Here is a 21319-nt window from a genome sequence, read left to right on the forward strand (position 1 = left end):
AAGTGGGGAATTGCGTGACCGCTGACACCAGGGCGGTGATGACGTGCTCGAAAACCACACGGTCGGGTATGCGCGGGTTGCGGCAGCCCAGCGGGTGTGGGTCCACATGCGCGGGGCAGCAGCGCCGCGCACTGGTTCCACAAGGGTTCGAGCAGGCAGGACGGCAGGACGGGCACGAGACTCCGGGAGGGGATGACGCCGACATGTGGTGCCGCCGCGCTCGGCCCGTCCAGCGTCGCCGATGCGACCAGGGCTGCAGGGCTGGGGGTCAGCGCGGGCGGAGTTGCCCGGCGGCGGGGACGTCGAGGACGAAGATGTGGCCGATGTCCGCGTCTGCGTAGCCGTAGTCGACGTTTTTCACCCGGAGCTGTTGCGGGGTGGCTTCGACGATCTGGACGGCGACGGGCTCCGGGCGGCCGGGTAGAGAGAGCAGCCAGTCCTGGGCCAGGTAGCTCAGCCCCATGCGGTCCAGGCACTGGCGGGCGTGATGCTCGTTGGTGGGTGCGCCGAGCGGGTGGCCGAAGACGGTGACCGGGTGAACAGAAGCGGGTTGTCGTCGACCGGGCGCAGGTAGCCAAGGAGTTCGCTGTCCTCACAGCGGTGGTGGCGGGCCCAGTGGGCGGGGATCACGTCGGATGCTCCCATGGGTGTGCGGCGATGCCGCTTCGCACGGACAGGGCATCGCCAGGCGGTGGATCAGATCGGGTGGAAGCTGCCCGGTGCCAGAGGTCTGCAGCCCTCCAGCAGCCGGTGGCCGGTCAGCTCAGGCGGGCGTCCGCGTAGGTGGCCATCGCATCTCGCTGATAGGCGGCGAGCCCGAGAGCGACCTGGGCGTAGGCCGCGCGCCACTGCACATCGTCGACATAGGTCTGACCGAGGGCTTTGAACGCGGCCGCGTTCGGGGTCCACATCCGGCAGACGCCCCGGTAGTGGGCATCGACCTCGGTCTGCACCGCCGGGTCGGTCACCGGCGTGCCGGATGCTACGAACTCGGCCATACGGACCGTCGCCGCGGTCGCCTCCCGCTGCAGCCGCGCCTGGTCCTCATCCGTGAGTGTGCCGGCGAACTGCCTCGACTGCGCCGCCTCGTCAGGCCACTGCTCAAGGGCGGCCGCCTCGTGGCGGGCGGCATCGAAGCCCTCGAACAGGTTCTCCGGCCTGCTGATCTTCGTCATGTCGTGGGTGTCCTTGTCTTCCTCAAGTTCGGCGATGGTGCGGCCGACTGTGGCGGCCAGCACGTCCAGCCGCTCCCGCTCCGCCAGCAGCCTCCGGTGGTGCTCCCGCAGCGCGGCCACCTGGTCGACCTGGCGCTCCAGGACCGCTGCGATCTCGCGCAGTCCCAGACCGAGTTCCCGCATCAGCAGGATCTGCTGCAGCCGCAGCAGCCCTGCCTCCTCGTAGTAGCGGTGGCCGTTGCTCCCGATGTACGCAGGAACAAGCAGCCCGATCTCGTCGTAGTGCCGCAGCGTCCGGGACGTCACCCCGGACATCCGGGCCACGTCCGCGATGGACCAGGCCATAGCCGTGCCTTTCATCGCCGGGCCGGTCTCTCCGGCCACACAAGGGACCGTAGGAGTTGACGCAGCGGAAAGCGCAAGAGGACCCCGGCACGCACCACTCTCATCGCGCCCGGCAATAACGGCTAACGCAATCAGGCGGAAGGCCGGCGACGCCTCGGTTCATGACGCCCGTCCGCCGAACTGCCAGTTGTGCACTTCGATATCGGCGTACCGGTCCGGGGTTAGGACGGCGCGTGCCGTGTACGGATCCGGCGCCCGCACCAGCGCCGCCGTACCCAGCCAGGTGGCGCCGTCGTCGGACAGCAGCGGCCCGTACGCGATCAACTCGTCCTGCCCGGGCGGCACGGCGAGGTCGGCGGCCTGCCCGGCGCCAAGGCCGAGCACCAGGTATCGGTTGCCACCGGTCCGGCCGCCAGGGAAATCCCACATTGTGCGCCCCAATGTGTTGCGCCACCGGCGCAGCAGCACGTCGCGGTACACGCCTGCTTGGTAGCCAGGCTCGCCGAAGGCGAACGCGCGAGCGGCGGCAGGATCTGGCAGGTCGACGATATGCACACTGCCGGTGGGCGCGTCGCCGTCGCTGGTGAGGGTCGGGCCGCGGGCGATCATCTCCGCCGCATACCGGTCCATGTAGGACCAGTGCTCTTCCAGCAGCTCGTTACGCAGCGCCAGGGAGCCGGGCCGATCGCGGTGATAGCAGAAGAACTCCATGCCCACATTCTTCATCACCATGTACACCCCCCTTACAAAGGCCCGCACAATGCGTTGAGTTGGCGGTGGGTGATGAGACAGCAGGCCGGTTTGAGAAAGGCTTCGTGGATGTCGGCTCGTCGCTCTCAGCGGATTCTGAGCGCTTGAAGGCATGGAGCCATGGAGCCAGGCGAAGGTTCGCTCGACCACCCATCGGTGGGTTCCCAGGCCGGTTCCGCGCCGGGTGCCTCGGCGGGTGATGGCCGGCACGATGTCCAGGGCTCGGACCTGGTCGCGGTAGATGTCGTGGTCATAGCCGCGGTCGGCGAAGAGGGAGTTGAGCTTTCGGCGCGGGCGGCCGACGCGGCCCCGGATGGGTGGGATCGCTTGCAGGAGAGGGTCTGGAGCGATGCCGAGGAAGCTGAACAGGCCACGATCCTGTGCGGCTCTGCCTTGCAAGTATGGCGGCCTGACTGGCGGGGAGCGCTGGAGAGGGATGTCCGTGCCTCGTGCTATCCAGGCTTGTATGACGGATACGACGTACTCCGAATTGCTGGGAACCATCGATGAGTTCGCTGGAAGGCTGGACCTGCATGAGCAGGTGGCCTGCCTTTACGGCCTGATCGCTCCCCTGCTCGACCGCGTTGAGCAGGAGGACGAGGAGTTGAGCGATGAGCCCGTGCTCTCGACCGCGGATGCGGTGCGGGGGATCCACAAAGCTGCTGCTGGGGAGCCGACCGACGTCGATGCGGTCCATGAGCAGCTGACCGAAGTGGGTCTGTGCTACTCAGAAGACCAGGACCCGGAGCGACACATTGTGTCCCAGTCAGCCTATGCGTCGGCGGCCTGGCTGCGCCTGCTGGCAGGGCGGAAACTGCGTACCACGAGATACCTTGAGGGCGACGAGGAGGATCTGATCCCGCCGTTCGCTCCGTCGACGTTCACGCAGATTGTCGACCTGCTGGCTTGGACTCGATCGGGCCAGGTGTATTGCCACTGGGAGGACGCCACAACGGCTCCCGAGTACGATCTTCCGGCCGCGATACGCGAGCTCCAGGTGATGCACCTGGAGATCACCACCTGAGGCAGTCATCAGGGGCGGATCACGGTCATCCGTTGCAGGTTGTAGGCGAAGACGCCGAGTCCGACCCAGGCTTGTGCTCCGCTGAGCCGTCGCAGCCGTGTTCGGCGGAGCCCGAATCCACGCTTGAGGTGACTGATGCGGGCTTCGATACCAACGCGCCAGTTCCGCATCCTGCGGAAGGCGCGGCTCCAGGACCCTCGCCCAGGACACCGACCTGTGGCACGACGACGTGTGGGTCGCGGACTCCACACCAGGGGAGTGCGCTCGGTCCCGGCCCACCGTCAAACGCTCCGACCTGGCCAGCTGGGCCGCCTACTCCTACTGCCCGTCCCACTCCCGATTCTTCTGGGGCTTGCGACTGCATCTGATGGGTACACCTGGCGGCCTGCCCATGGCCTGGGCCCTGGCCAACCCCAAGGTGGACGAACGCGACGTCCTGGCCGGCGTACTCACCACTGACCCTGACCTACTTGCCGCCCATCCCGGCCAAACCGTCATCGGCGACAAGGGCTACGTGTCGAAGCACCTGGACGCCTTCGTGACCAACCACAGCCTGGCCCTGCTCCGACCGAGCTACCGCAATAGGCCAGTTCTTCTCTGACATCTCGCAGGGCGGGGTGGCCGGGGTAGAGGAGGCTCTCGCCGGTCCCGCGGCGGGTTGACGACGAAGATCCACCTTGCAGCCAACGACCGCTGCCCTCCGCCGGCGTTCCGCATCCGGGACTGCTTCGCCTGGCGGTTCGCCGAGACCCGCCAGGGCATGGCCGCGACCTGGACCGACCCGGAGAGGGGGATGAGGGTCGAGGTCGTCCGCCCGTCGATCGACACCCGTAACGATCGCGGCGGAACCGCCCTGGTGCCGCAGGCCGGCCTGCGTACCGCTCCGTGCCGGATGACCCCGCCGTGCCGCTGCGGACCCGGGTGACCGCCCGGCGGGCGGTCGGCTCCACCGCGCTCGCCCTGACCTCCGGGCCGCCGCTGTTCCGTACTCGCCTGGCCCCCGCGGCCCAGGCGGCCGGTCGGCATGACGACGGTCATGTCCTGGACCGCATGCACGCGGGTTCCACGGCTGCCTCGAACGACGAGCGGATCTTGTCCAGGTGATGGTCGTTCGTTACGCATATCCAAGACATGTGTTATGAAACACCTGGCATTACATGGCGTGGGGGCGAAGTGATGGCTTCATTCGAAGGTTGTCTTGTGGGTCGTGCGGCTGAGTTGGCGGAGCTGTCCAGGCTGGCGGAGTCCACACTTGCGGGCGAGGGGCAGGCCGCGTTCGTCGTGGGTGAGGCCGGTCTCGGGAAGACCGTGGTGCTTGAGCAGGCGGCGGCGGCCGCGGAGCGTATGGGCATACGGGTGCTGCATGGGAGTGCCCAGGAGCTGCAACAGGCATGTCCGTTCGCCTTGATTTCAAGCTGCTTGAGGCTGGAGGAGTCTCCCTCGGATGCCCGGCGGGCTCGGGTCGCCGAGGTGCTGCGCGGTGATGCCCGCTACGGTCTGCCGGGCGCCAAGAGCGAGGCGGCGGGGGCGACGATCGAGGCGATGGTCGGGCTGGTCGAGGACTTGTGCGCGCAGGGGCCGCTGGCGCTGTTCCTCGACGACCTTCAGTGGGCAGACTCGGCAAGTGTGGCCGTGCTGCACAAACTGGTGCGTTCGGTGCATCAATTGCCGCTTCTGGTGGTGGGTGCCCACCGGCCCGTGTCCGGGGTCGGGGAAGTCGACCACCTGTCACGGAGCCCGATCGCCGGCAATCGCACCCTGCTGGAGCTGGCACCACTCGATACGGAGGCCGTGGCGGCCCTGCTGGCAGACCTGTGCGGCCAGCCGGCCGGTCCGCGACTGCGGCGCATGGCCGAGGGAGCCGCCGGCAACCCGCTGTACATCACGGAGTTGATCGCCGCGCTGAGGCGCGAGCATGCCATCGAGACCGGCGAGGCCATGGCGGACATCGCCGCCGGCTGCTCGCTGCCGCCGCTGACCGCGCTGGTGACACACCGGCTTCGCTACCTGCGTGATGACGTGCTGCAGGTGCTGCGCGTCGCCTCCGTACTGGGCGCCGGTTGCACCACCGCCGAACTCGCAGCGGTGGTGGACCTTCCGGTACGCGACCTGCTGACCGTCATGGCGGAGGCCGAGGCATCCGGGGTGCTGAGGGACACCGGTCAACGCCTGCGCTTCCGCCATGAGCTCATCCGGCACGCCCTGTACGACGCCGTGCCGGAGTCGGTCCGGACCATGCTGCACATGAGAGCGGCGCAGTGCCTTGCCGAGGCCGGGGCAGCTCCCGAACGCGTTGCCGAGCACCTGCTCAACGGGGTGCCGAGCACGGACTTTCTGATCACGTGGCTGGAAGGATCCGCGGCACGGCTCACCACGCGGGCACCGGTCATGGCTCTGCGGCTGCTCACCACGGCGCTGGCACTCGGCGACCCCACGGATGCCGGGTATATCAATCTCCGTCTGCACCACGCCCTTGCGCAGCTCTCCTGCGGTCTCCTCGCCGAGGCGGAGGAAAGTGCCCGCTGCGCCCTGGCCAAGGCGCCTGACCCCGGGTGGGAATGCCTGATGCGCTGGATCGTCATCCAGGCCGCGTTCGCCCGCGGCCGGCCTGACCTGGCGCTGGCGGAGGCGCGGGCCGGATGCCGGAGCCCGGGCGTACCGGCGATCGAGGCCGTCCGGTTCCAGGCGTTCAGCGCGGTATGTCTCTTCGCGCTGGGCGACCTCACCGAAGCCGGCGCGGTCGCCTCACGTGCCCGGCGCGCCGCCGACGAGGCCGGTGACAGTTACGCCCTGGCCAGTACCCTGCACATACTGGCAGCCAAGCGTTTCCTCGAAACGCCTGACGCCGAAGCGGTCGAACTGGCGCGGCAGGCGTCCCGCCTCACGCCCGACACGATGCACCCGGCGGAGTGGATGGGGCTGCAACTCGCCCTGGTCAACTACTACGTCGATCTCGATCTCGGGCACGACGCCCAGCGGACCCTCGCCGCCGTACGCATCCCGGCGGAGCACACCGGAGGGGTGTTCCTGCCCTGGTACCACCTGTCCTGCGCGCTCCTCGCGTTTCACTCGGGGCGCTGGGACGATGCGCTGGCGGAGATCGAATCAGGTCTCGACTGCGGAGGCCAGGACGAGATGAGCCGCGCGCTGCGGGCGGTGGCGGCATTGATCGCCGTACACAGAGGCCGGCGCCCCCTCGCCGAAGCACATCTGACCGCTCCGCTGCCCGAGGTCGACAACGCGACGGTCGCCGCCTTCTACGAGTATCTGCCGTTGTGCGCAGGCGTCCTTCTGGACGAAGCGCAGGGCGATCCCCGGCGCGCCTACTCCCGGCTCGCCGAGGCGTTCGACAGCGGCGTCGGCCATCTGCCGGGCCAGCTGATCCTCAGCTTTCTGACACCTGATCTGGTCCGCCTCGCCCTGGCCCAGGGGGACCACGCGAACGCACGGCGATACGCCGCCGCCGCGCAACGGCGCGCCGACCACAGCGGCGGCCTCTACCACCTCGGCGACGCCTACCGCTGTCAAGGTCTGCTGAGCGGGGACCCTGATCTGCTCATGGAAGCGGTCCGCTGCTACCGCAACGCTCCGCGGCCACTCAATGCGGCACACGCCCTTACCGATGCGGCGGAAATGCTGGCCCGTAGAGGGCGACTGGATGACGCCCGCGTCCTGCTCGATCAGGCGCTGGACACGTTCACGCAGCTGGGCGCGGTCTGGGACGTGGCCCAGGCGACGTCCCGGCTGCGAGCGGTCGCCGTCCGACGGGGTTCGCACAGGACCCGAACCGGCTTTCGCGACGGCTGGGAAGCGCTCACCCACACCGAACGCCTGGTTGCGGAGCACGTGGCCGAAGGGTGTTCCAATCCCGAGATCGCGGCTCGGCTGTCCATCGCCCGAAGCACCGTCAGCACCCATGTGTCCAGCATCCTCAGAAAGCTGGCGATGACCTCACGGGTCGAAATCGCCGCGGAGGTGACCCGCCGGCAGAAGTCCGGGCGGTCACCTTCGCAGGGCTGACCCTCTCGGCGCTCGACGCGTTGTTCCCCGGCTCCGTTCACGGAGGCCGGGGAACGGTCCGACGGCGTGCCGTCAGATCACGAGGCGGAGTGCTCTCAGGTCACGAGGGGGAGTGCTCTGCACCGGTCACCGGTTGTTGACGCACTCCGGAGCGGGGCTGTCGCTCGTGCACAGCACCAGGTTGCTGCTGAGATTGTCGGTGCCATCCTTGGCGGGGATGGTGGCGGTGCCGTCGCCGGACCAGGTGTCACCGAGATCATTGGTGAACGTCCACTTACCCGTCACCGTCTTCATCAGCTGGCCTCGCATGGCCCAGCTGTAGTTGTTCGGCTTCACGGATATCTTGTTTGCGTCGCTCACGGTGTCGGTCTGGGTCCAGGAGTGATCGTAGCGTGCGGTGATCGCCGTACTGACCTTGGCCGTGACGATTTCGACGTTGATCCCGACCTCGCTGGTGACGGTGATGGAGCCGCCCACCGCATTCGTCTGGGACGAGGTCTGCGTCCAGGTGATGGTCCGATCTCCGGGGTCGGTGCTGTTGTTCCACACATTGGAGCTGACCCGCTGCAGGTTCCGCACGGATGCCACGCTGTCGCCGGTGACCTTGTAATCGCACGACTTGATGATGCTGGAACCGTTGCTGCACTGCTTCAGGGCGTACGCGGTGGCCAGGTCCGAGAGGGTGGGGCCCGTGTACTCCGGGCTGGGCGTCGGGCCGATGATCCACTGCTGGTTGTTGGCACCGTTGCAGTCGTGGATACCCACTGTTGTGCCGTCGTTACTGCTTCCCCCGAACACATCCATGCACTTATTGGTGTTGACGTTCCGGATCAGGTAGTAGCCGCCACCACTGCGCGAGGGCTGCAGATACCAATTCTGCTTGCTGTTGTTCTGGTCGCAGTACTCCGGCTCGACGAGGTGGCCGTTGTCGGTGTTGAAGTCGACGCACTTCTGCGTCTTGTCGTTGCGGATCAGGAAACTCCCGTCCCCGTTGGGGAGGATGCTCCAATTCGCTATCGGCGACTTGTTGATGACCATTTCGGTCCGGTAGTCCGGCGAGTCCTTCGCCAGATCCAATGACGGCGCAAGACCGTCGCTCTGGGGCAGGCGCGGCGACAGGGACAGGCCCGTCATGGCGGGGGTGTCCGCGTGAGCCGTTCCGGTCGTGAGCGGAGAGACTGACGTGGCGAGGGTGGCGAAGGCGACCGCGGCGAATGCGGCCATCGTCCGCCGCACATGCCCGTGGGGGGTCGGCTCGGTGATCATGGGTATTCGGTTCTCCTTCGGCGGTTCTTGCTTGTGGGCAGGCTTGGTGACCGGCCCTCATGCCGTGGCAACGCCTCCCGGACAGGGGAGGAAGCACCCCATCCCTGACTGTGGCCCCGCTGCGGCGGTGTCAAAGTACGAGGGTCCGCGCAGCGTTACATCCTTCAACTGACGGAGGACTTGCTGGACGGGCGGCAGAGGGGGCGACGGGCGCGGCAGACGACAGGCGCGCCTCAGCCCGGCCGCGCCCCGTCCTCCCGCGGCCCCTGAGGGCTGTCCCGTAATTGATCTCCACCATGAGGACTGCCCAAAGCGGCGGGCCAGGTCTGGTGAGCACCGGACCGCCATGCCGTGCATCGCGCGGTGGGATGCAGCGGCGGCGGGCAGTTCGGTGCCGGTGTCAGTGCGGGTGGTAAAGCCCTTGGGAACGGGAGGAGTCGATCGACCCGTCCTCGGGATACGCAGGAAGTCCGTCCAGGGATTCCTCCAAAACCACCCGCGCTACCCGCAGAAGGACGGGATCCTGTCTTACGGCCCTCGCCAAGGACAGCGGCACCGAGGGCATCTCCTGGTACAAGTGAGTCGGCTCTGAGAGGCATCGGCAGAATGACACGTTTATCGGACGAGAAGGACGGGGCGGCCGGCGGGTACTCCCGCCGTAAGCTCCTCAAGATCGGCATCGGCGTCGCCGTGGGGGCGGGGGTTGTCGGTTCGGGCGCCACGGAAGCGATGGCCGGCGGGCCGAACGACCCGTCCAGCCTGACGTTCGCGACCAAGGTGAAGAACCTGAGCGGCCCGGACGAGACCGGCCCGTTCGCCTCGCCGTGGACCGACCTCGGCATCCCCGCGCTGTGCCCGAACGGCACCATGCTGTTCGTCGGCGGCGACACCTTCAACGGCGACCACGTACCGCTGCCGGGCGAGGCCGCCGACGACTGGCGCGCCCCGGTCGGCCTGCGCTCCAGCAGCGCGGACCTGAACAACCTGCGTATCGACGGCAGTGTCGGCGGCAACCACGCCAACAGCCTTGTTGACGAGCCGCACAACCCGGTCGGCGACAAGGCCACGACGGCGATCCCGTCCGACGTGTTCGTCGTCGACGGCGTCATGTACATGCACCTCATGCGCGGCGTCATCTACGACACCCACCACACGGACTTCTGGCGCTCCACCGACAACGGTGAGACCTGGGAGTACCTGTGCCAGTGGCCGGGTGACCTGCACGGCGGGCAGTTCCAGCAGAAGACGTACGCCGTGGCCGAGGGCGACTACTGCTATGTCCTGTCCACGGTCTTCAACCGCGACGTGGAATCGGGGATGCTGCTGCACCGGGTACGCAAGGACAGCCTCGGCAACGCGGACGCGTACGAGCCGTGGGGCTACGCCGACGGCGACTGGCGGTGGGGCGCGCCCCCGACGACTGTCTTCGGCACCCGCAAGTGGGGCGAGATGTGCTTCCGCGCCATGGACGGCAAGTACGTCCTCACATGGCTGAACATGAACGCGCTGTCGATCCGGGCGATGGTCTTCCCACTCCCGACGTCGGACCTGACCAAGACGCTTGAGCAGACGATGATCCTGCCCGGCAGTCCGGGGCAGGAGGCGGCCAACCTCGTCGCCAGCCCGTACGGTGGATTCGTCATCCCCGGCTCGACATTCGGCAACTTCCACATCGTCGTCAGCCAGTGGTACGACCCGAAGAACTACCGGATCATGCAGTACAAGGTCAACATGCTGTCCTGAGCCAGCGCATCCCGTCGGGCGTCGTTCTCGTGCGGCGCCCGGTCCGTCCGACCGTGCGCCGCGTAACTCGGGGTGAAGGCCCAACCCGCCGTACAGTACGTGCGTGGACGCGACAGGCGTCGCCAGCCAATGGCTCTGAAATTACCTCAGAACATGCGGAATCGGAGCGGTCAGCGACCCGGCGCCATGCGTTGCTGCGCGACGAATCGCGGGGGCAGCGCATGCGTTCGCTGAGGTCCGGGCCGTACGGCGGCTCGTCTTCCGGGTACTCCGGGTCGGGTTCCTATTCATCCGACTTTCCACTCCGCTTATGAGGACCTTTGAAATCCCCACCCCTGCTCCTCTGTCCACTTGGTTGCACGTTGAATGATAGGGCTGGCTCGACCGCCTGTTGAGGGTTCGGGCTGTTCGGGCTCCCTGTCAGCGCACAGTGCTGAAGAACTCGTGGACATCGCTGACGAGTTGGTCCGGGGCTTCCATCGCGACGAAGTGGCCGCCGCGGTCGAGTTCGGTCCACCGCACGACGTTGTGGTCGCGTTCGGCCCAGCGGCGGATGGTCACGTCGTGGGTGGAGACCAGTACGGCGGTGGGCACCGTCCCACGCCGACCGGCTGCCCAGTCGTCCTGACCGTCGCCCCACCCGGTGTCGTGCGTGGTGGCGGAGTCAGTGCTCCAGTCGTCAGCTGCGGCCTCGCTCCAGGTATGCGCGGAGATCTCCTCGTAGTAAACCTGGGCGGCCGAGGCGGCGGTGCCGGTCAGCCAGTACAGCGAGACCTCGGTCAGGATGCGATCCCGGTCGATGCTGTCCTCGGGCAGCCCGTCTTCCGGGTCGGTGAGCTCCTTGAACTTCTCCACGATCCAGGCCAGCTGGCCGACGGGGGAGTCGGTGAGGGCGTAGGCCACCGTCTGCGGGCGTTTGGAGTTGCACTGCAGGTAGCCGTCGTTGAAGTTCTGCATCTGCTGCCAGCGTCGCTGTTCGGCCTCGGTGAGGCCGTCCATCTCGCCTTCGGTCCCGACCGGGAATGTGATCACAGCATTGACGTGAATGCCGATCACGTGGTCCGGGGCCTGCTTGCCCATCTCCGGGGCGACCCACGAGCCGGTGTCATAACCCTGGACGCCGTAGCGCGCGTAGCCGAGGCGGGACATCAGCCGAGTGAGCGCCCCGGCCATCGCGGCCGCGCCCATGCCCGGCCCGGCCAGCGGGGTGGACCAGGCAAACCCCGGCAGCGAGGGGATGACCAGGTGAAAGGCATCGGCCGGATCGCCGCCGTGCGCGCGGGGATCGGACAGGGGCCCGATGACGTCGAGGAAGTCCACCACCGAGCCCGGCCAGCCGTGCAGCAGCATCAGCGGCGTGGCATCGGGCTCGGGCGAGCGTACGTGCAGGAAGTGGAGGTTCTGCCCGTCGACGGTGGTCATGTACTGGGGGTGCGCGTTGAGCGCCGCCTCGTGCGCCCGCCAGTCGTAGGCGGTGCGCCAGTACTCGGCCAGGTCCTTGAGGTAAGTCACCGGAACGCCGCGGCTCCAGCCGACACCGGGCAGCTCCTCCGGCCAGCGGGTGGCGGCCAGACGGGCGTGCAGCTCGTCGAGCTGGGCTTGCGGGATGTCGATGCGGAAAGAGTGGATGCCGGGTGTTGTCTTCGCCATGTCTGTGACGCTACGGCTCGCTGAGGTCAGTTCCTGTCCTAACTTCGGGCAGTCTGGAGGAATGCCGGGAGCGGCCGCGCGAACTCGGCCACCCGGTGCACGCCACCCAGGGCGCCGCCGGCTACCACTACACCAGCCCGCCACGGCCACAGCATCCACTCGGCCGAGCCGCACAGCCCGGTCAGCTTCGGCCGCCACCGGTACCTGGTCGCCTGGGACAACGACCGGCCGACTGGCGCACCTTCCGCGTCGACCGGGTACGGCCATCGCTGTCCCCGTCCAGCACACCACCACTGTGCAGTACGGCAGCAACTCACGGCTGACCCCACGCAGCCCCGGGCCCTGGGCCGGGGCTCTCCAGCACTCGCCCGGCAAGGCCGTAGTGGCGCGCCTCCGTCGAGACGATGGGCCAGCGGATGCGGCAGGTCGGGGCAGGTCGAGCCTTCGCGTCGAACAGCAGGCCACCGAGGGATCCGGTCCTGAGGCCGCAGGCTGAGACCCCGAGAAGCTTCGTTGCTTAGAGTTCGATGCCCTGCAACGTGCCAACGGGCCGCCAGGATCGGCAGGTTGTGAGCATTCGGCCTGATCGGTCCACGGGCTGTCCGGCGGCAACTGGGACCGGACGAGGGCCCTGACCAAGATCTGGTCGGGGCCCTCGTTCGCCCAGGTGGGCGGTGTGGGGCTGCCCCTGGGGTCAGCCTGCGGACAGTCGGGAGTCGGCCGGGTTCGACGCCGGCGTCTCCTGATGCTCTCCGGTTGCGCGGCCGGCTTGCTGGGCCGGGATCCGACGTACGCATTCGATGAGGTAGTCGCCGGTGTCCGGGTCGAGGGTGACGCCGTGGGTCTCGCTGCGGAAGCCGGGGAAGCGCCGGTCGAAGGATTCCAGGGCGGTCAGGTAGCGCAGCAGCGGGCCGTCGGGGGTGCCGGTGTTTTCGCCGGGCATCAGGACGGGGATGCCGGGCGGGGTGACGGTGACCATGGCGGCGGCCACCCGGTCGGCCGCGTCGGCCAGCCGTACGCGCTCGGTGCCACCGCGGATGAGGCGCTGGTAGCAAAGCTGGGGCGGGGTGACCGGCTCGGGCAGGTCCTGGAAGGCCGTATCGAGCAGCTCGACCAGGCGCGCCTCGCGCAGGTGGTCGTGCATCTCCTGGCACAGACCGCGCAGGGTCTGGCCGGTGTAGCGTTGCGGATGGGCGGCGACCAGCTCAGGCAGCAGGCGCTCCAGCGGTGCGTCCTGGTCGTAGAGCGTCTTGAAGTCCATCAAGGCGTCCAGCAGGGTTCCCCACTTGCCCTTGGTGATCCCCATGGAGAACAGGATGAGTGTGGTGTAGCTGTCGGTCTTCTCCACCACGATGTTCCTGGTGGCCAGATAGGCGGTGAGGACACGGGCGGGGATGCCCCGGTCGGCCATCTGCCCGGTGGCGTCGATGCCGGGGCAGGTGAGGGTGACCTTGACGGGGTCGAGCAGGCAGTAGCCCTCGGTCAGGCCGGTGAAGCCGTGCCAGTCGGCGTCGGGCTCCAACTGCCAGCAGGACGGTTCGGTGCGCAGCAGTTCGGCCGGCGCATCGGCGAAGGGCAGACACTCGCCAGTGTCCGGGTCGGTCACGGTCCCGGGCTGCCAGACACCGAAGAACCAGTCGGGCCGGTCGCCGGCGGCTGCGATGCGCCGGCCGACGCGTACGACCGTCTGGCGGAAGCGGATGGCCTCGGTCACCGCCTCGTCGATCAGCCAGCGGCCCTGCGGCCCGTCCATCATCGCGGTGGCCACGTCGAGGGAGGCGATCATCGGGTAGAGCGGCGAGGTGGTGCCGTGCATCATGAACGCCTCGTTGAACCGCTCGTGCTCCACCGGCGCTCGCGGCGCGGGCTTGACGTGCACCATCGCGCTCTGCGACAGCGCGGCCAGCAGCTTGTGGGTGGACTGGGTGGAAAAGACGGTGGGGCGTTCGGGGCCGGGGAAGGTGTCGGGGCCCACCGCCATGCCGTAGCGCCCGGCGTAGAGGGGGTGGAAACGGGCGTAGGCGAACCAGGCTTCGTCGAAATGGAGCCGGGGCGTGCTGGGCGCGAGGGCCCGGGCGACCTGGAGGGCGTCGTAACACAGGCCGTCGTAGGTGGAGTTGGTCAGCACCGCGTACTGCGCCTCGGACGAGACCGCGCCCTGGGCCAGCGGGTTGCGGCTGATCCGGGAAGCGACCGACTGCGCCTGGATCTCGGAGGGCGGCAGGGGACCTGCCAGTCCGTAGCCGTTGCGGGTGGGGACCAGATAGACCGGCCGGGCTCCGGAGAGGACCAGGCCGTGCAGGACCGACTTGTGGCAGTTGCGGTCCACCAGCGCGATCTCGTCGCGGGTGACGCTGAAGTGACCGACCATCCGGTCGCAGGTGGAGTCGCCGTGGAGTACGAAGTAGGTGCGGTCGGCGCCGAAGACGCGGGCGGCGTTGCGCTCCGCCGCGCCGACCGGGCCGGTGTGCTCGAACAGGGAACCGAGTTCCTCGACCGAGATCGACAGGTCGCTGCGCAGCAGCCGTTCCCCGAAGTAGTCGTGGAAGGCCCGGCCGACCGGGGATTTGAGGAAGGCGACACCGCCGGAGTGGGCAGGGGTGTGCCAGGAGTACTCGTGCGCGTGGTCGAAGCGGCGCAGCGCCTTGAAGAACGGCGGCAGCAGGTCCTGCTGGTAGGCGCGGGCGGCGCTGGCGATCCGTCCGGCGATGAAGGTCGGGGTGTCCTCCAGCGGCCAGATGTAGCCAATCACCGTCTCCGCCACCCACAGCGGCAGGTGTTCCAGGTCTTCGCCGGCCGTGGCCAGGAAGACCGGCAGATTCTGGAAGCGCCGCCCGATCTGGCGCAGCACTTCGGCACCGCCCGGCTCGCCACCGGTCTTGCCATCCTCCGGAAGATCCCAGTCCACCACGGCGGCGGCCAGGCCCGCCTCGGTACGCAGCACCGCCTGGGCGTCGTCGCGCGTGGAGGCCCAGCGCACCTCGAAACCGGAGGTCTCCAACTCCCTGTGGATCCTGCGCAGTTGCTCGGCTCCTGTACCTCCGCTCTCCGGGAACTCGCGTACCGCGAACAGAACCGTCGCGTCTGTCATAGTGCCCCTCTGCGCATGTCGGCGCATGGTCTGCCGGTCCGCACCATGCGTGATGCCCGAGAGGCAACCGGAAGATCACCGGCAGCGACCCAGCGACCAGGTCGAAACCACCCCGATGAGGGAAACACCGAGCAAAAGGCTGCCGATCCGGGTCGCATCACGCGCCGAAGAAAGCCGCAGTACCCAAGGGCCGGCCTGCGCTACCTCTCGGATGCCCCGCTGCGCCGGCGGGTGACCGCGGCCACGAACAAGGTCGAGGCGTTCAACGGCTTCTCCCAGTGGATCGGCTTCGGCAACGGTGGCGTCATCACCGACAACGACCCCGTCGAGCAGGAGAAGACCGCGAAGTTCAATGCTCTGCTCACGAACGCGGTCATCTTCCACAACGCCCTGGACATCGCCGAGATCGTGCGCCGGCTCCAGGAGGAGGGCNCGCCCTGGACATCGCCGAGATCGTGCGCCGGCTCCAGGAGGAGGGCCACGTCATCGACCCCGAGGACCTGGCGCACATCTCGCCGTACCTGACCGAGCACATCCGCCGCTTCGGCGAATACTCCACCCATGAACTCGGCCTCCAGCCCGAGGCGTACGACCCGCACCTGGGCGTCGACTTCAGCCCGCTGCGCGGCGGCGGCCCGCCCGCCCCGGACGGCTACGGCCAGGCCGCCTGACCACGTCTCACAGGAAGGCTTCTTCCTGCCCGCTCAACAGTTCGGGCGCTGGTCCAGCGCCGCCACCACTGACCTTGCGCAGGGTGCGGCCGGCGCGGTGCCGGCTCGTCGTTGAGGAAGCTGTCACCAGGTACACGCGATCGCGGCGCATGACCACGATCGCCAGGTCCCGGCGCCGCGTCCACGTTGCGGCTGGCGTGCGAGCTGCGGGCTGCGGAGCCGTGCACTTCAGGTTTGATTTCCGGGCCGGAGCCTCAGCCGTTGGCCAGGGTGCGGCCGAGGAGGGGGAGCAGGCGGTCCCAGTGAAGCTGCAGTGCGGCGGGGTTGAAGGCGTCGGTGTCGGACATGGTGAAGCCGTGGACGGTGCCGGGGTAGATCTCGGAGGTGTAGCCGACACCCGCGGCATCCAGGGCCTGGTTGAGCTCGCCGAGGGCCTCGGGCGTCATGTCGCCTTCGGCGTGGCCGAGGTGGACCTGGGCGGTGAGCTTGGAGAGGCTCTCGGGCCCGTCGGCGCTCACGGGGCCGTGGAATCCGGCGACGGCGGCCACCTGGCCGGGGTGGGCCGCGGCGGTGCGCATCGCCAGGAGGCCGCCTATGCAGTAGCCGGTCACCGCGACCGGTCCGGCGCTGACCTCGGGCTGGGTGGTGAGGAACCTGAGGTAGGCGTCGGCGTCGCTCAGGACACGTCCGGTGGTGTGCGCCTCGATCAAGGGCATCAGCTGGGCGAAAACCGCGGGCCGGACCTCTTCTCCGATGTGCTCGGGAAGTTCGATCACCGGTGCCGGGCCGTGCCGGTAGAAGAAGTTGGGGACGAGCACGTAGTACCCGTGCCCGGCCAGTTCGCGGGCCATCTCCTTCAGCACGGGCCGGATGCCGAAGCCGTCCGCGTACATCAGCACCCCTGGGTGCCGCTCGCCACGGTCGGGGAAGGCGGCGAAAGCGTCGGCCTGGCCGTCCGTGGTGGGAATCTGCAACATCTTGGTGGGAATAGCGGATCTTCCTTCCTTGGAGTTCACCGAACTAACGCTTATTGCACTAACGTTTTCGGTGTGAGTGACCGTACATCGTTAGTCGAACTAACGCAACGGGTAGAATGGGCGCCATGACCAGAGCCGAAGCCGCGGACATGCCCGACGACGGCGCGCGCAAGACGCCCGACAGGCTGCGTCGACAGGCGAGCCGACTGTTGTCGCAGCTGACCGCGCGGTCGGACCGGCTGATCAACGAGGGGCTGGCCCAGGTCGACGCCCGCAAGTGGCACTACGCCGTGCTCGCCTCACTACAGGAATACGGGCCGGGCAGCCAAGCGGAGCTGAGCCGGCGCAGCGGCATCTACCGCAGCGACATGGTCGGCGTGCTCAACGAACTGGCCGAGCGTGACCTCGTCGAGCGGGTGCCGGATCCCGACGACCGGCGCCGCAACATCATCACGATCTCCGCCCGAGGCCGCCGTCGCCTACCCCGCCTCGACAAGGTCCTGGACGACCTCCACGACGAACTGCTCGCGCCGCTGAGTCCGGCCGAACGCGACCAGCTCGTGCAGTTGCTCACCCGCTTGCTGGACCACCACACCCGGACCTCCTGACCCCGCGTAGTGGCATCCGACATCAACGCTGCCCGGGGCGCTGTTTCATAGGTGGTCGCTCGTGAAACACCCCGCCGTCCGGCGGTCTACCTGCGGCGATCATGTTTCATGAGTTGTTGCGAACGGCTGGACGTCTGAAACACCCTCATGAAACGGTCCGGGGTCGTGAGCGACGACGTCAAGCGCGTGGAAGCGCACGCCTGCCCGATGTCCACCTGCGCCGCTCCGGCGGGCTCGCCCTGCCGCACGGGGAAGGGCAAGGTAGCCATCCAGTACCACACCGCCCGCTTCCGGCTCGTGCCCCAACTCGCCAAGGCGTTGAACGTGCCGACCCCCGCCGTGCGCAAGCCGGGCTCGGCGTGGACCGAGCGGCCCCGGCCCGCGAGCGCCGGCACCGAGCCGGTCGGGCACGTCCGCCTCGGGTACGCCCGCGCCTCGACCGCGCGGCAGTCCCTGGACGCCCAGTTGGACTCCCTCGCCGAATCCGGGGTCACCCGGGTCTTCTCCGAGAAGATCTCCACCCGCGCCACGAAGCGCCCCGAGTTGGAGGCCGCCGTGAAGCTCGCCGGGGAGATCCGCTCCTCCGGCGTGCGCGTCACCCTCGTCGTCCACGAACACAAACGGCTCGACCGCGGCATCGAACTCGCCATGCTCGCCGAAGAGCTGAAGGCGAGCGACGTCGGCCTGGAGTTCCTCACCGGGGAACTGAAGGGCTCGCACGACCCCTCCGGCATCGTGTTCACCGTGCTCGCGGCCATGTCCGGCATGGAGCGCGAGTACATCCGCGACCGCACCCTCGAAGGTCACGAGTCCGCCCGCAAGCGCGGCAAGACCGTCGGCGGCGCGGGCGTCACCGACGAGGACATGCTGTCCATGGCCCTCCACCTGCGCGATCAGGAGATGAGCCTGCGCGACATCGCCAAGCGGCTCATCATCACCACGGGCGCGAAGAAGGGACAGCCCCCTCGCCCGCCACCGTCATGCGAATGTTGCGCGAGCACGACGACCAGGCCGCTGCGGTCTCGGCGTCGTAGACGACCCGTCAGACGCTCAAGATCATCCTGCGGCGGGTTTCTGGCGTATCTGGGTCATGCCCCAAAGATGACCGTCCGGTCTCGTCACGCTCCCGGGTGCTCTTCTTCCAGCCGGGTGCCCCCGAAGCACCATGGTTCGGGGGCCTGGCCGTAGCGTTCGACCGGGCGCGGACGCAGGGGATCCTGGCGCAGCTGGGCGAGCGGGTGGTCGTTGGCGAGGACGGCACGGTGTCGGTCGCGCTTTTCACACCATGGCGTGCATTTTCACCGGGTCTTCTTCCGGTCGAACCAGATTGTGGCGAACGTCGGCGCGAGCCCGGCCCAGAACAGCACCTGCGGCAACGGCCGGTCCGCCCACGGGACTTGGGTGATCAGCAGGGCGCACAGCATGGCCCAGGCAGCCTGGGCCACCACGATGCGGGCCCACCGGCGGCGGCGTATCAGTGACTGCACGTTGAGTCGGACGCCGGCGCGCCGCCGCCGGTAGCGCAGCAGGGCGCCGACGAGCCAGATGGCGGTCATCGGCACGAGGTCCCACAGGCGCTGGCCGAGTGGCAGCGGCAACTCCCGCTGCACCTCGCCCTCGACGGCGAACAGGTCCATCCCCGCCCCGGCGAGGCCGACGCAGAGCAGAGCGAGCCAGCGCACCCCGCGCAGCATGCGGTACGTGGCCTGGTCGAGGCCGCGTTGCATCTCGGTGGAGTCCGGTGCGGCGGCGAGCCCGGTGGCGTAGAAGTCGGCGGCCTGGGCGGCCTTGACGCCCGGGGCGTTGGCGGCCCTGTGCGTCTGCGCGGTCAGGGCCTCGGCGTGGGTGGGGTCGAGCCGGAGGATGGCGCGTTCGAGCTGGTCGGCGAGGGTGGCGTTGCTCGACCAGTTGGCGATCTGCAGGGCGACTTCGTGGGCGTAGACCTCCTCGGGGCCCAGCCGCAGCGCCTCCATGACCAGGTCGGACGCCTCGCGCATGACGTGGCCGAGGTCATGGTTCCGGAGGTCGTTGACGCCGGATGCCTGAACGTAGCGGAGCAGCGCCATGCGGGACACGGCGTCGGCGAGCTTCGCATAGCCGTACCAGTGTTGCGGATCCACCCGGACCGCTTCGCGCAGTACGGGCTCGACCTCGCGCCATGAGCCGTTGGGCCCGCTGGTCATCGCCTGGGCGCGCAGGATGAGTGCCCCGAAGTCCTCCGGAGCCAGCTTGAGGGCCTCGTCAGCCGCGTGAAGGGCTTGTTCCGGCTGCTCCGTGTTCAGGTGGCAGTAGCCGATCTTGATCCAGGCGCGTATGTCGCCGGGGTCTTCGGTGAGGTGCTGCGACAGCAGGGCCCGGGCCTGGTCGTAACGTTGGAAATCGATGAGGGCCTGGGCCTGTTCGACGGCCGAGTTCAGTTCAGTCACAGCTTCCGCTTCTTCTTCAGATAGGCCACCAGGTCGTCGTACATCCCGCCGTCGTTCGCGTACATCGCCACATTGCGGGCGGACGCGAACCAGGGCTCCGTCGAGGGCGCGATCTGCGCCGCCGCGGCCAGCAGGTCCTTCATCCCGATCAGGCGTACGCTCCCGGTACGGGCCGAGTCCAGCAGCGCCTGCTCGGCCGCTGCCTCACACACATGGGCCAGATCGGCGCCGGACAGGCCGTCGGTGGCCTTGACGAGCTTGCCGAGGTCGACGTTCTCGATGGGCCGCTCACGCAGGTGATAGCGGAGAATCGCCTCCCGGGCCGGCCCGTCGGGCGGCAGCACCAGCAAGGTCCGGTCCAACCGGCCAGGGCGGCGCAGGGCGATGTCCACGTCCCAGGGCACATTGGTGGCGGCGAGCACGAACACGCCCTCGTTCGCCTCCGCCTCGACGCCGTCCAGCTCGGTCAGCAACTGGTTGACGGTGTTGCGCATACCGCTGCTCTGGGTGCGGCTGCGCTTTCCGCCGAGCGCGTCCAGTTCGTCCAGGAAGACCACGCACGGGGCCTGGCGGCGGGCGGTTTGGAAGAGCTCGTGCATGTTGCGCTCGGAGTTGCCGATCCACATGTCGAGCACATCGTTGACCGACACGGACAGGAAGTTCGCCCCGAGCTCACCGGCGACGGCCCGCGCGATGAAGGTCTTGCCGCAGCCGGGCGGCCCGTACAGCAAAAGCCCCCCACGCAGACTCTTGCCGTACAGGCGGCGCAGCTCTGGATTGCGCAACGGCGCCAGAAAGGCGGCTTCCAGCCGCTCCTTGACCTCGTGCATGCCGCCCACATCGGCGAGGCGGACGGCCCCCGGGCGTTCCACGTCCCAGGCTGCGGCGTCCCCAGCATCGCCGCCGCCGTCGACGGTGAGCGGCGCCTCAACGAACCGGGGCGGCACGGCATCACCGACCTGGTCCTCAGCGGCCTTCCAGTCGAAGCCCGGGCGGCCCGAGGCGTCGGCCGGCGCCGGAGGGTGCCCGGCGGCTGGGTCCTGCGGCGGGACGACTGCGGAGGCCGGAGGCTGCCCGGGCGCCGGCGACTGCGGTGGCGCGGGAAGCGCGGCTTCGCCAGGTGTGGCTACCGGAGCACCTGCCAGGGCCCGGACCATCAACTCGCGTGCCTGGACATCACCGGGCGCGTGCTGCAACGCCACAGCAACCTCCCCCACCGCGGCGTCACCGTGCCCCGCGGTCAGCAGCAGCTCGGCGAGGTGCAGCCGCAGGGGTACGTCATCGGGCGCCGCCGCAACGGCGGTGCGCATGCTCTTGATCAGGGGGGATTCCGCCGACATGGCCCACACTTTACGGAGCCGACGCGAGTGACTTGCGGGCGCCCTTGATGTGCTCTGCGCACAACCTGCTGCGGGGAGGTCACATGGCCCACCAGCGGCGAGGACCTGGGGGAGAAGTGCCCGTGTTGCTGCCGGCGGGGCGCATGCCGCGTCGATGCCATCCCTGCAGCCGGGGTGGGGAAGCGGGCGGTGGCAGCGAAGTCGCTGACAGCTTGATGGCCGCATTCTCATCG

The 21319-nt window shown here is 68.6% G+C and carries 19 protein-coding genes and 4 pseudogenes; 10 read left to right on the forward strand and 13 right to left on the reverse strand.

Translation table 11 applies throughout. The features are described 5' to 3' along the window. Positions 1 to 25 precede the first annotated feature (25 nt). From DY245_RS18690 to DY245_RS18710, 6 genes and pseudogenes are all read right to left on the reverse strand, one after another. Positions 26 to 176: pseudogene (locus tag DY245_RS18690) on the reverse strand (IS5/IS1182 family transposase); the annotation flags it as partial. Between the two features lie 92 nt (positions 177 to 268). Then, on the reverse strand, positions 269 to 463 hold the full coding sequence (locus DY245_RS45280; protein WP_220377913.1) for a hypothetical protein: 195 nt from the start codon (positions 461 to 463) through the stop codon (positions 269 to 271). After that, positions 454 to 645: a hypothetical protein gene (locus DY245_RS45285; protein WP_220377914.1), complete on the reverse strand. Its 192-nt coding sequence runs from the start codon at positions 643 to 645 to the stop codon at positions 454 to 456. Before DY245_RS45285 ends, DY245_RS45280 begins: the two co-directional genes overlap by 10 nt. 113 nt (positions 646 to 758) lie before the next feature. Then, entirely contained in the window at positions 759 to 1520 is a 762-nt protein-coding gene (locus DY245_RS18700; RefSeq protein ID WP_128508416.1) for a MerR family transcriptional regulator, read from the reverse strand. 159 nt (positions 1521 to 1679) lie between these two features. Continuing rightward, a complete protein-coding gene (locus DY245_RS18705) occupies positions 1680 to 2231 on the reverse strand; it encodes a YciI family protein (RefSeq protein WP_128508417.1) in 552 nt (183 codons plus the stop codon). Positions 2232 to 2263: 32 nt separating this feature from the next. After that, a pseudogene (locus DY245_RS18710) lies at positions 2264 to 2609 on the reverse strand (transposase); the annotation flags it as partial. Positions 2610 to 2736: 127 nt separating this feature from the next. Here DY245_RS18710 and DY245_RS18715 point away from each other — a divergent pair. Further along, positions 2737 to 3294 carry a hypothetical protein gene (locus tag DY245_RS18715; RefSeq protein ID WP_128508394.1) on the forward strand — a complete coding sequence of 186 codons (558 nt, stop codon included), beginning with the start codon at positions 2737 to 2739 and terminating at the stop codon, positions 3292 to 3294. A gap of 8 nt (positions 3295 to 3302) precedes the next feature. Here the strand turns inward: DY245_RS18715 and DY245_RS18720 are convergent. After that, a pseudogene (locus DY245_RS18720) lies at positions 3303 to 3482 on the reverse strand (transposase); the annotation flags it as partial. Positions 3483 to 3484: 2 nt separating this feature from the next. Between DY245_RS18720 and DY245_RS18725 the strand changes: the two are divergent. The 4 genes and pseudogenes from DY245_RS18725 to DY245_RS18740 all read left to right on the forward strand — a co-directional run. After that, positions 3485 to 3874: pseudogene (locus tag DY245_RS18725) on the forward strand (transposase family protein); the annotation flags it as partial. Positions 3875 to 3952: 78 nt separating this feature from the next. Beyond that, positions 3953 to 4219, forward strand: coding sequence for a hypothetical protein (locus DY245_RS18730; RefSeq protein ID WP_128508395.1), 267 nt, complete (start codon positions 3953 to 3955; stop codon positions 4217 to 4219). Next, positions 4198 to 4398, forward strand: coding sequence for a hypothetical protein (locus DY245_RS18735; RefSeq protein WP_128508396.1), 201 nt, complete (start codon positions 4198 to 4200; stop codon positions 4396 to 4398). Before DY245_RS18730 ends, DY245_RS18735 begins: the two co-directional genes overlap by 22 nt. A 96-nt stretch (positions 4399 to 4494) precedes the next feature. After that, complete coding sequence (locus DY245_RS18740) at positions 4495 to 7314, forward strand: helix-turn-helix transcriptional regulator (RefSeq protein ID WP_181923748.1); 2820 nt, start codon at positions 4495 to 4497, stop codon at positions 7312 to 7314. A gap of 126 nt (positions 7315 to 7440) precedes the next feature. On the opposite strand, the gene DY245_RS18745 is transcribed toward DY245_RS18740, so the two are convergent. After that, positions 7441 to 8580 carry an RICIN domain-containing protein gene (locus DY245_RS18745; protein WP_128508398.1) on the reverse strand — a complete coding sequence of 380 codons (1140 nt, stop codon included), beginning with the start codon at positions 8578 to 8580 and terminating at the stop codon, positions 7441 to 7443. 606 nt (positions 8581 to 9186) lie between these two features. Between DY245_RS18745 and DY245_RS18750 the strand changes: the two genes are divergently transcribed. Next, positions 9187 to 10323: a DUF4185 domain-containing protein gene (locus tag DY245_RS18750; protein ID WP_128508399.1), complete on the forward strand. Its 1137-nt coding sequence runs from the start codon at positions 9187 to 9189 to the stop codon at positions 10321 to 10323. A 420-nt stretch (positions 10324 to 10743) separates the two neighbouring features. On the opposite strand, the gene DY245_RS18755 is transcribed toward DY245_RS18750, so the two are convergent. Both DY245_RS18755 and DY245_RS18765 read right to left on the reverse strand, forming a co-directional pair. Next, entirely contained in the window at positions 10744 to 11973 is a 1230-nt protein-coding gene (locus DY245_RS18755) for an epoxide hydrolase family protein (protein ID WP_128508400.1), read from the reverse strand. A gap of 694 nt (positions 11974 to 12667) precedes the next feature. Beyond that, positions 12668 to 15064 (reverse strand): Orn/Lys/Arg family decarboxylase, encoded by a 2397-nt coding sequence (locus tag DY245_RS18765; RefSeq protein ID WP_244943118.1) that lies wholly within the window; start codon positions 15062 to 15064, stop codon positions 12668 to 12670. A 45-nt stretch (positions 15065 to 15109) separates the two neighbouring features. Between DY245_RS18765 and DY245_RS47545 the strand changes: the two genes are divergently transcribed. Both DY245_RS47545 and DY245_RS48305 read left to right on the forward strand, forming a co-directional pair. After that, the coding region (locus DY245_RS47545) for a Tn3 family transposase (RefSeq protein ID WP_280524982.1) at positions 15110 to 15496 on the forward strand (387 nt) is incomplete at its 3' end. Positions 15497 to 15507: 11 nt separating this feature from the next. After that, positions 15508 to 15735 (forward strand): Tn3 family transposase, encoded by a 228-nt coding sequence (locus DY245_RS48305; RefSeq protein WP_425329409.1) that lies wholly within the window; start codon positions 15508 to 15510, stop codon positions 15733 to 15735. 254 nt (positions 15736 to 15989) lie between these two features. On the opposite strand, the gene DY245_RS18780 is transcribed toward DY245_RS48305, so the two are convergent. Beyond that, positions 15990 to 16712: a dienelactone hydrolase family protein gene (locus tag DY245_RS18780; protein WP_425329407.1), complete on the reverse strand. Its 723-nt coding sequence runs from the start codon at positions 16710 to 16712 to the stop codon at positions 15990 to 15992. Between the two features lie 125 nt (positions 16713 to 16837). Between DY245_RS18780 and DY245_RS18785 the strand changes: the two genes are divergently transcribed. Then, positions 16838 to 17320 carry a MarR family winged helix-turn-helix transcriptional regulator gene (locus tag DY245_RS18785; protein WP_128508402.1) on the forward strand — a complete coding sequence of 161 codons (483 nt, stop codon included), beginning with the start codon at positions 16838 to 16840 and terminating at the stop codon, positions 17318 to 17320. Between the two features lie 165 nt (positions 17321 to 17485). Then, on the forward strand, positions 17486 to 18508 hold the full coding sequence (locus tag DY245_RS18790) for a recombinase family protein (RefSeq protein WP_244943119.1): 1023 nt from the start codon (positions 17486 to 17488) through the stop codon (positions 18506 to 18508). Positions 18509 to 18618: 110 nt separating this feature from the next. On the opposite strand, the gene DY245_RS18795 is transcribed toward DY245_RS18790, so the two are convergent. Both DY245_RS18795 and DY245_RS18800 read right to left on the reverse strand, forming a co-directional pair. Continuing rightward, complete coding sequence (locus DY245_RS18795) at positions 18619 to 19746, reverse strand: tetratricopeptide repeat protein (RefSeq protein WP_128508403.1); 1128 nt, start codon at positions 19744 to 19746, stop codon at positions 18619 to 18621. Further along, on the reverse strand, positions 19743 to 21086 hold the full coding sequence (locus DY245_RS18800; RefSeq protein WP_128508404.1) for an ATP-binding protein: 1344 nt from the start codon (positions 21084 to 21086) through the stop codon (positions 19743 to 19745). The genes DY245_RS18795 and DY245_RS18800 overlap by 4 nt, the downstream gene beginning before the upstream one ends. Between the last annotated feature and the right edge of the window lie 233 nt (positions 21087 to 21319).

This window comes from Streptomyces inhibens (assembly GCF_003389455.1).
GTDB lineage: Bacteria > Actinomycetota > Actinomycetes > Streptomycetales > Streptomycetaceae > Streptomyces > Streptomyces inhibens.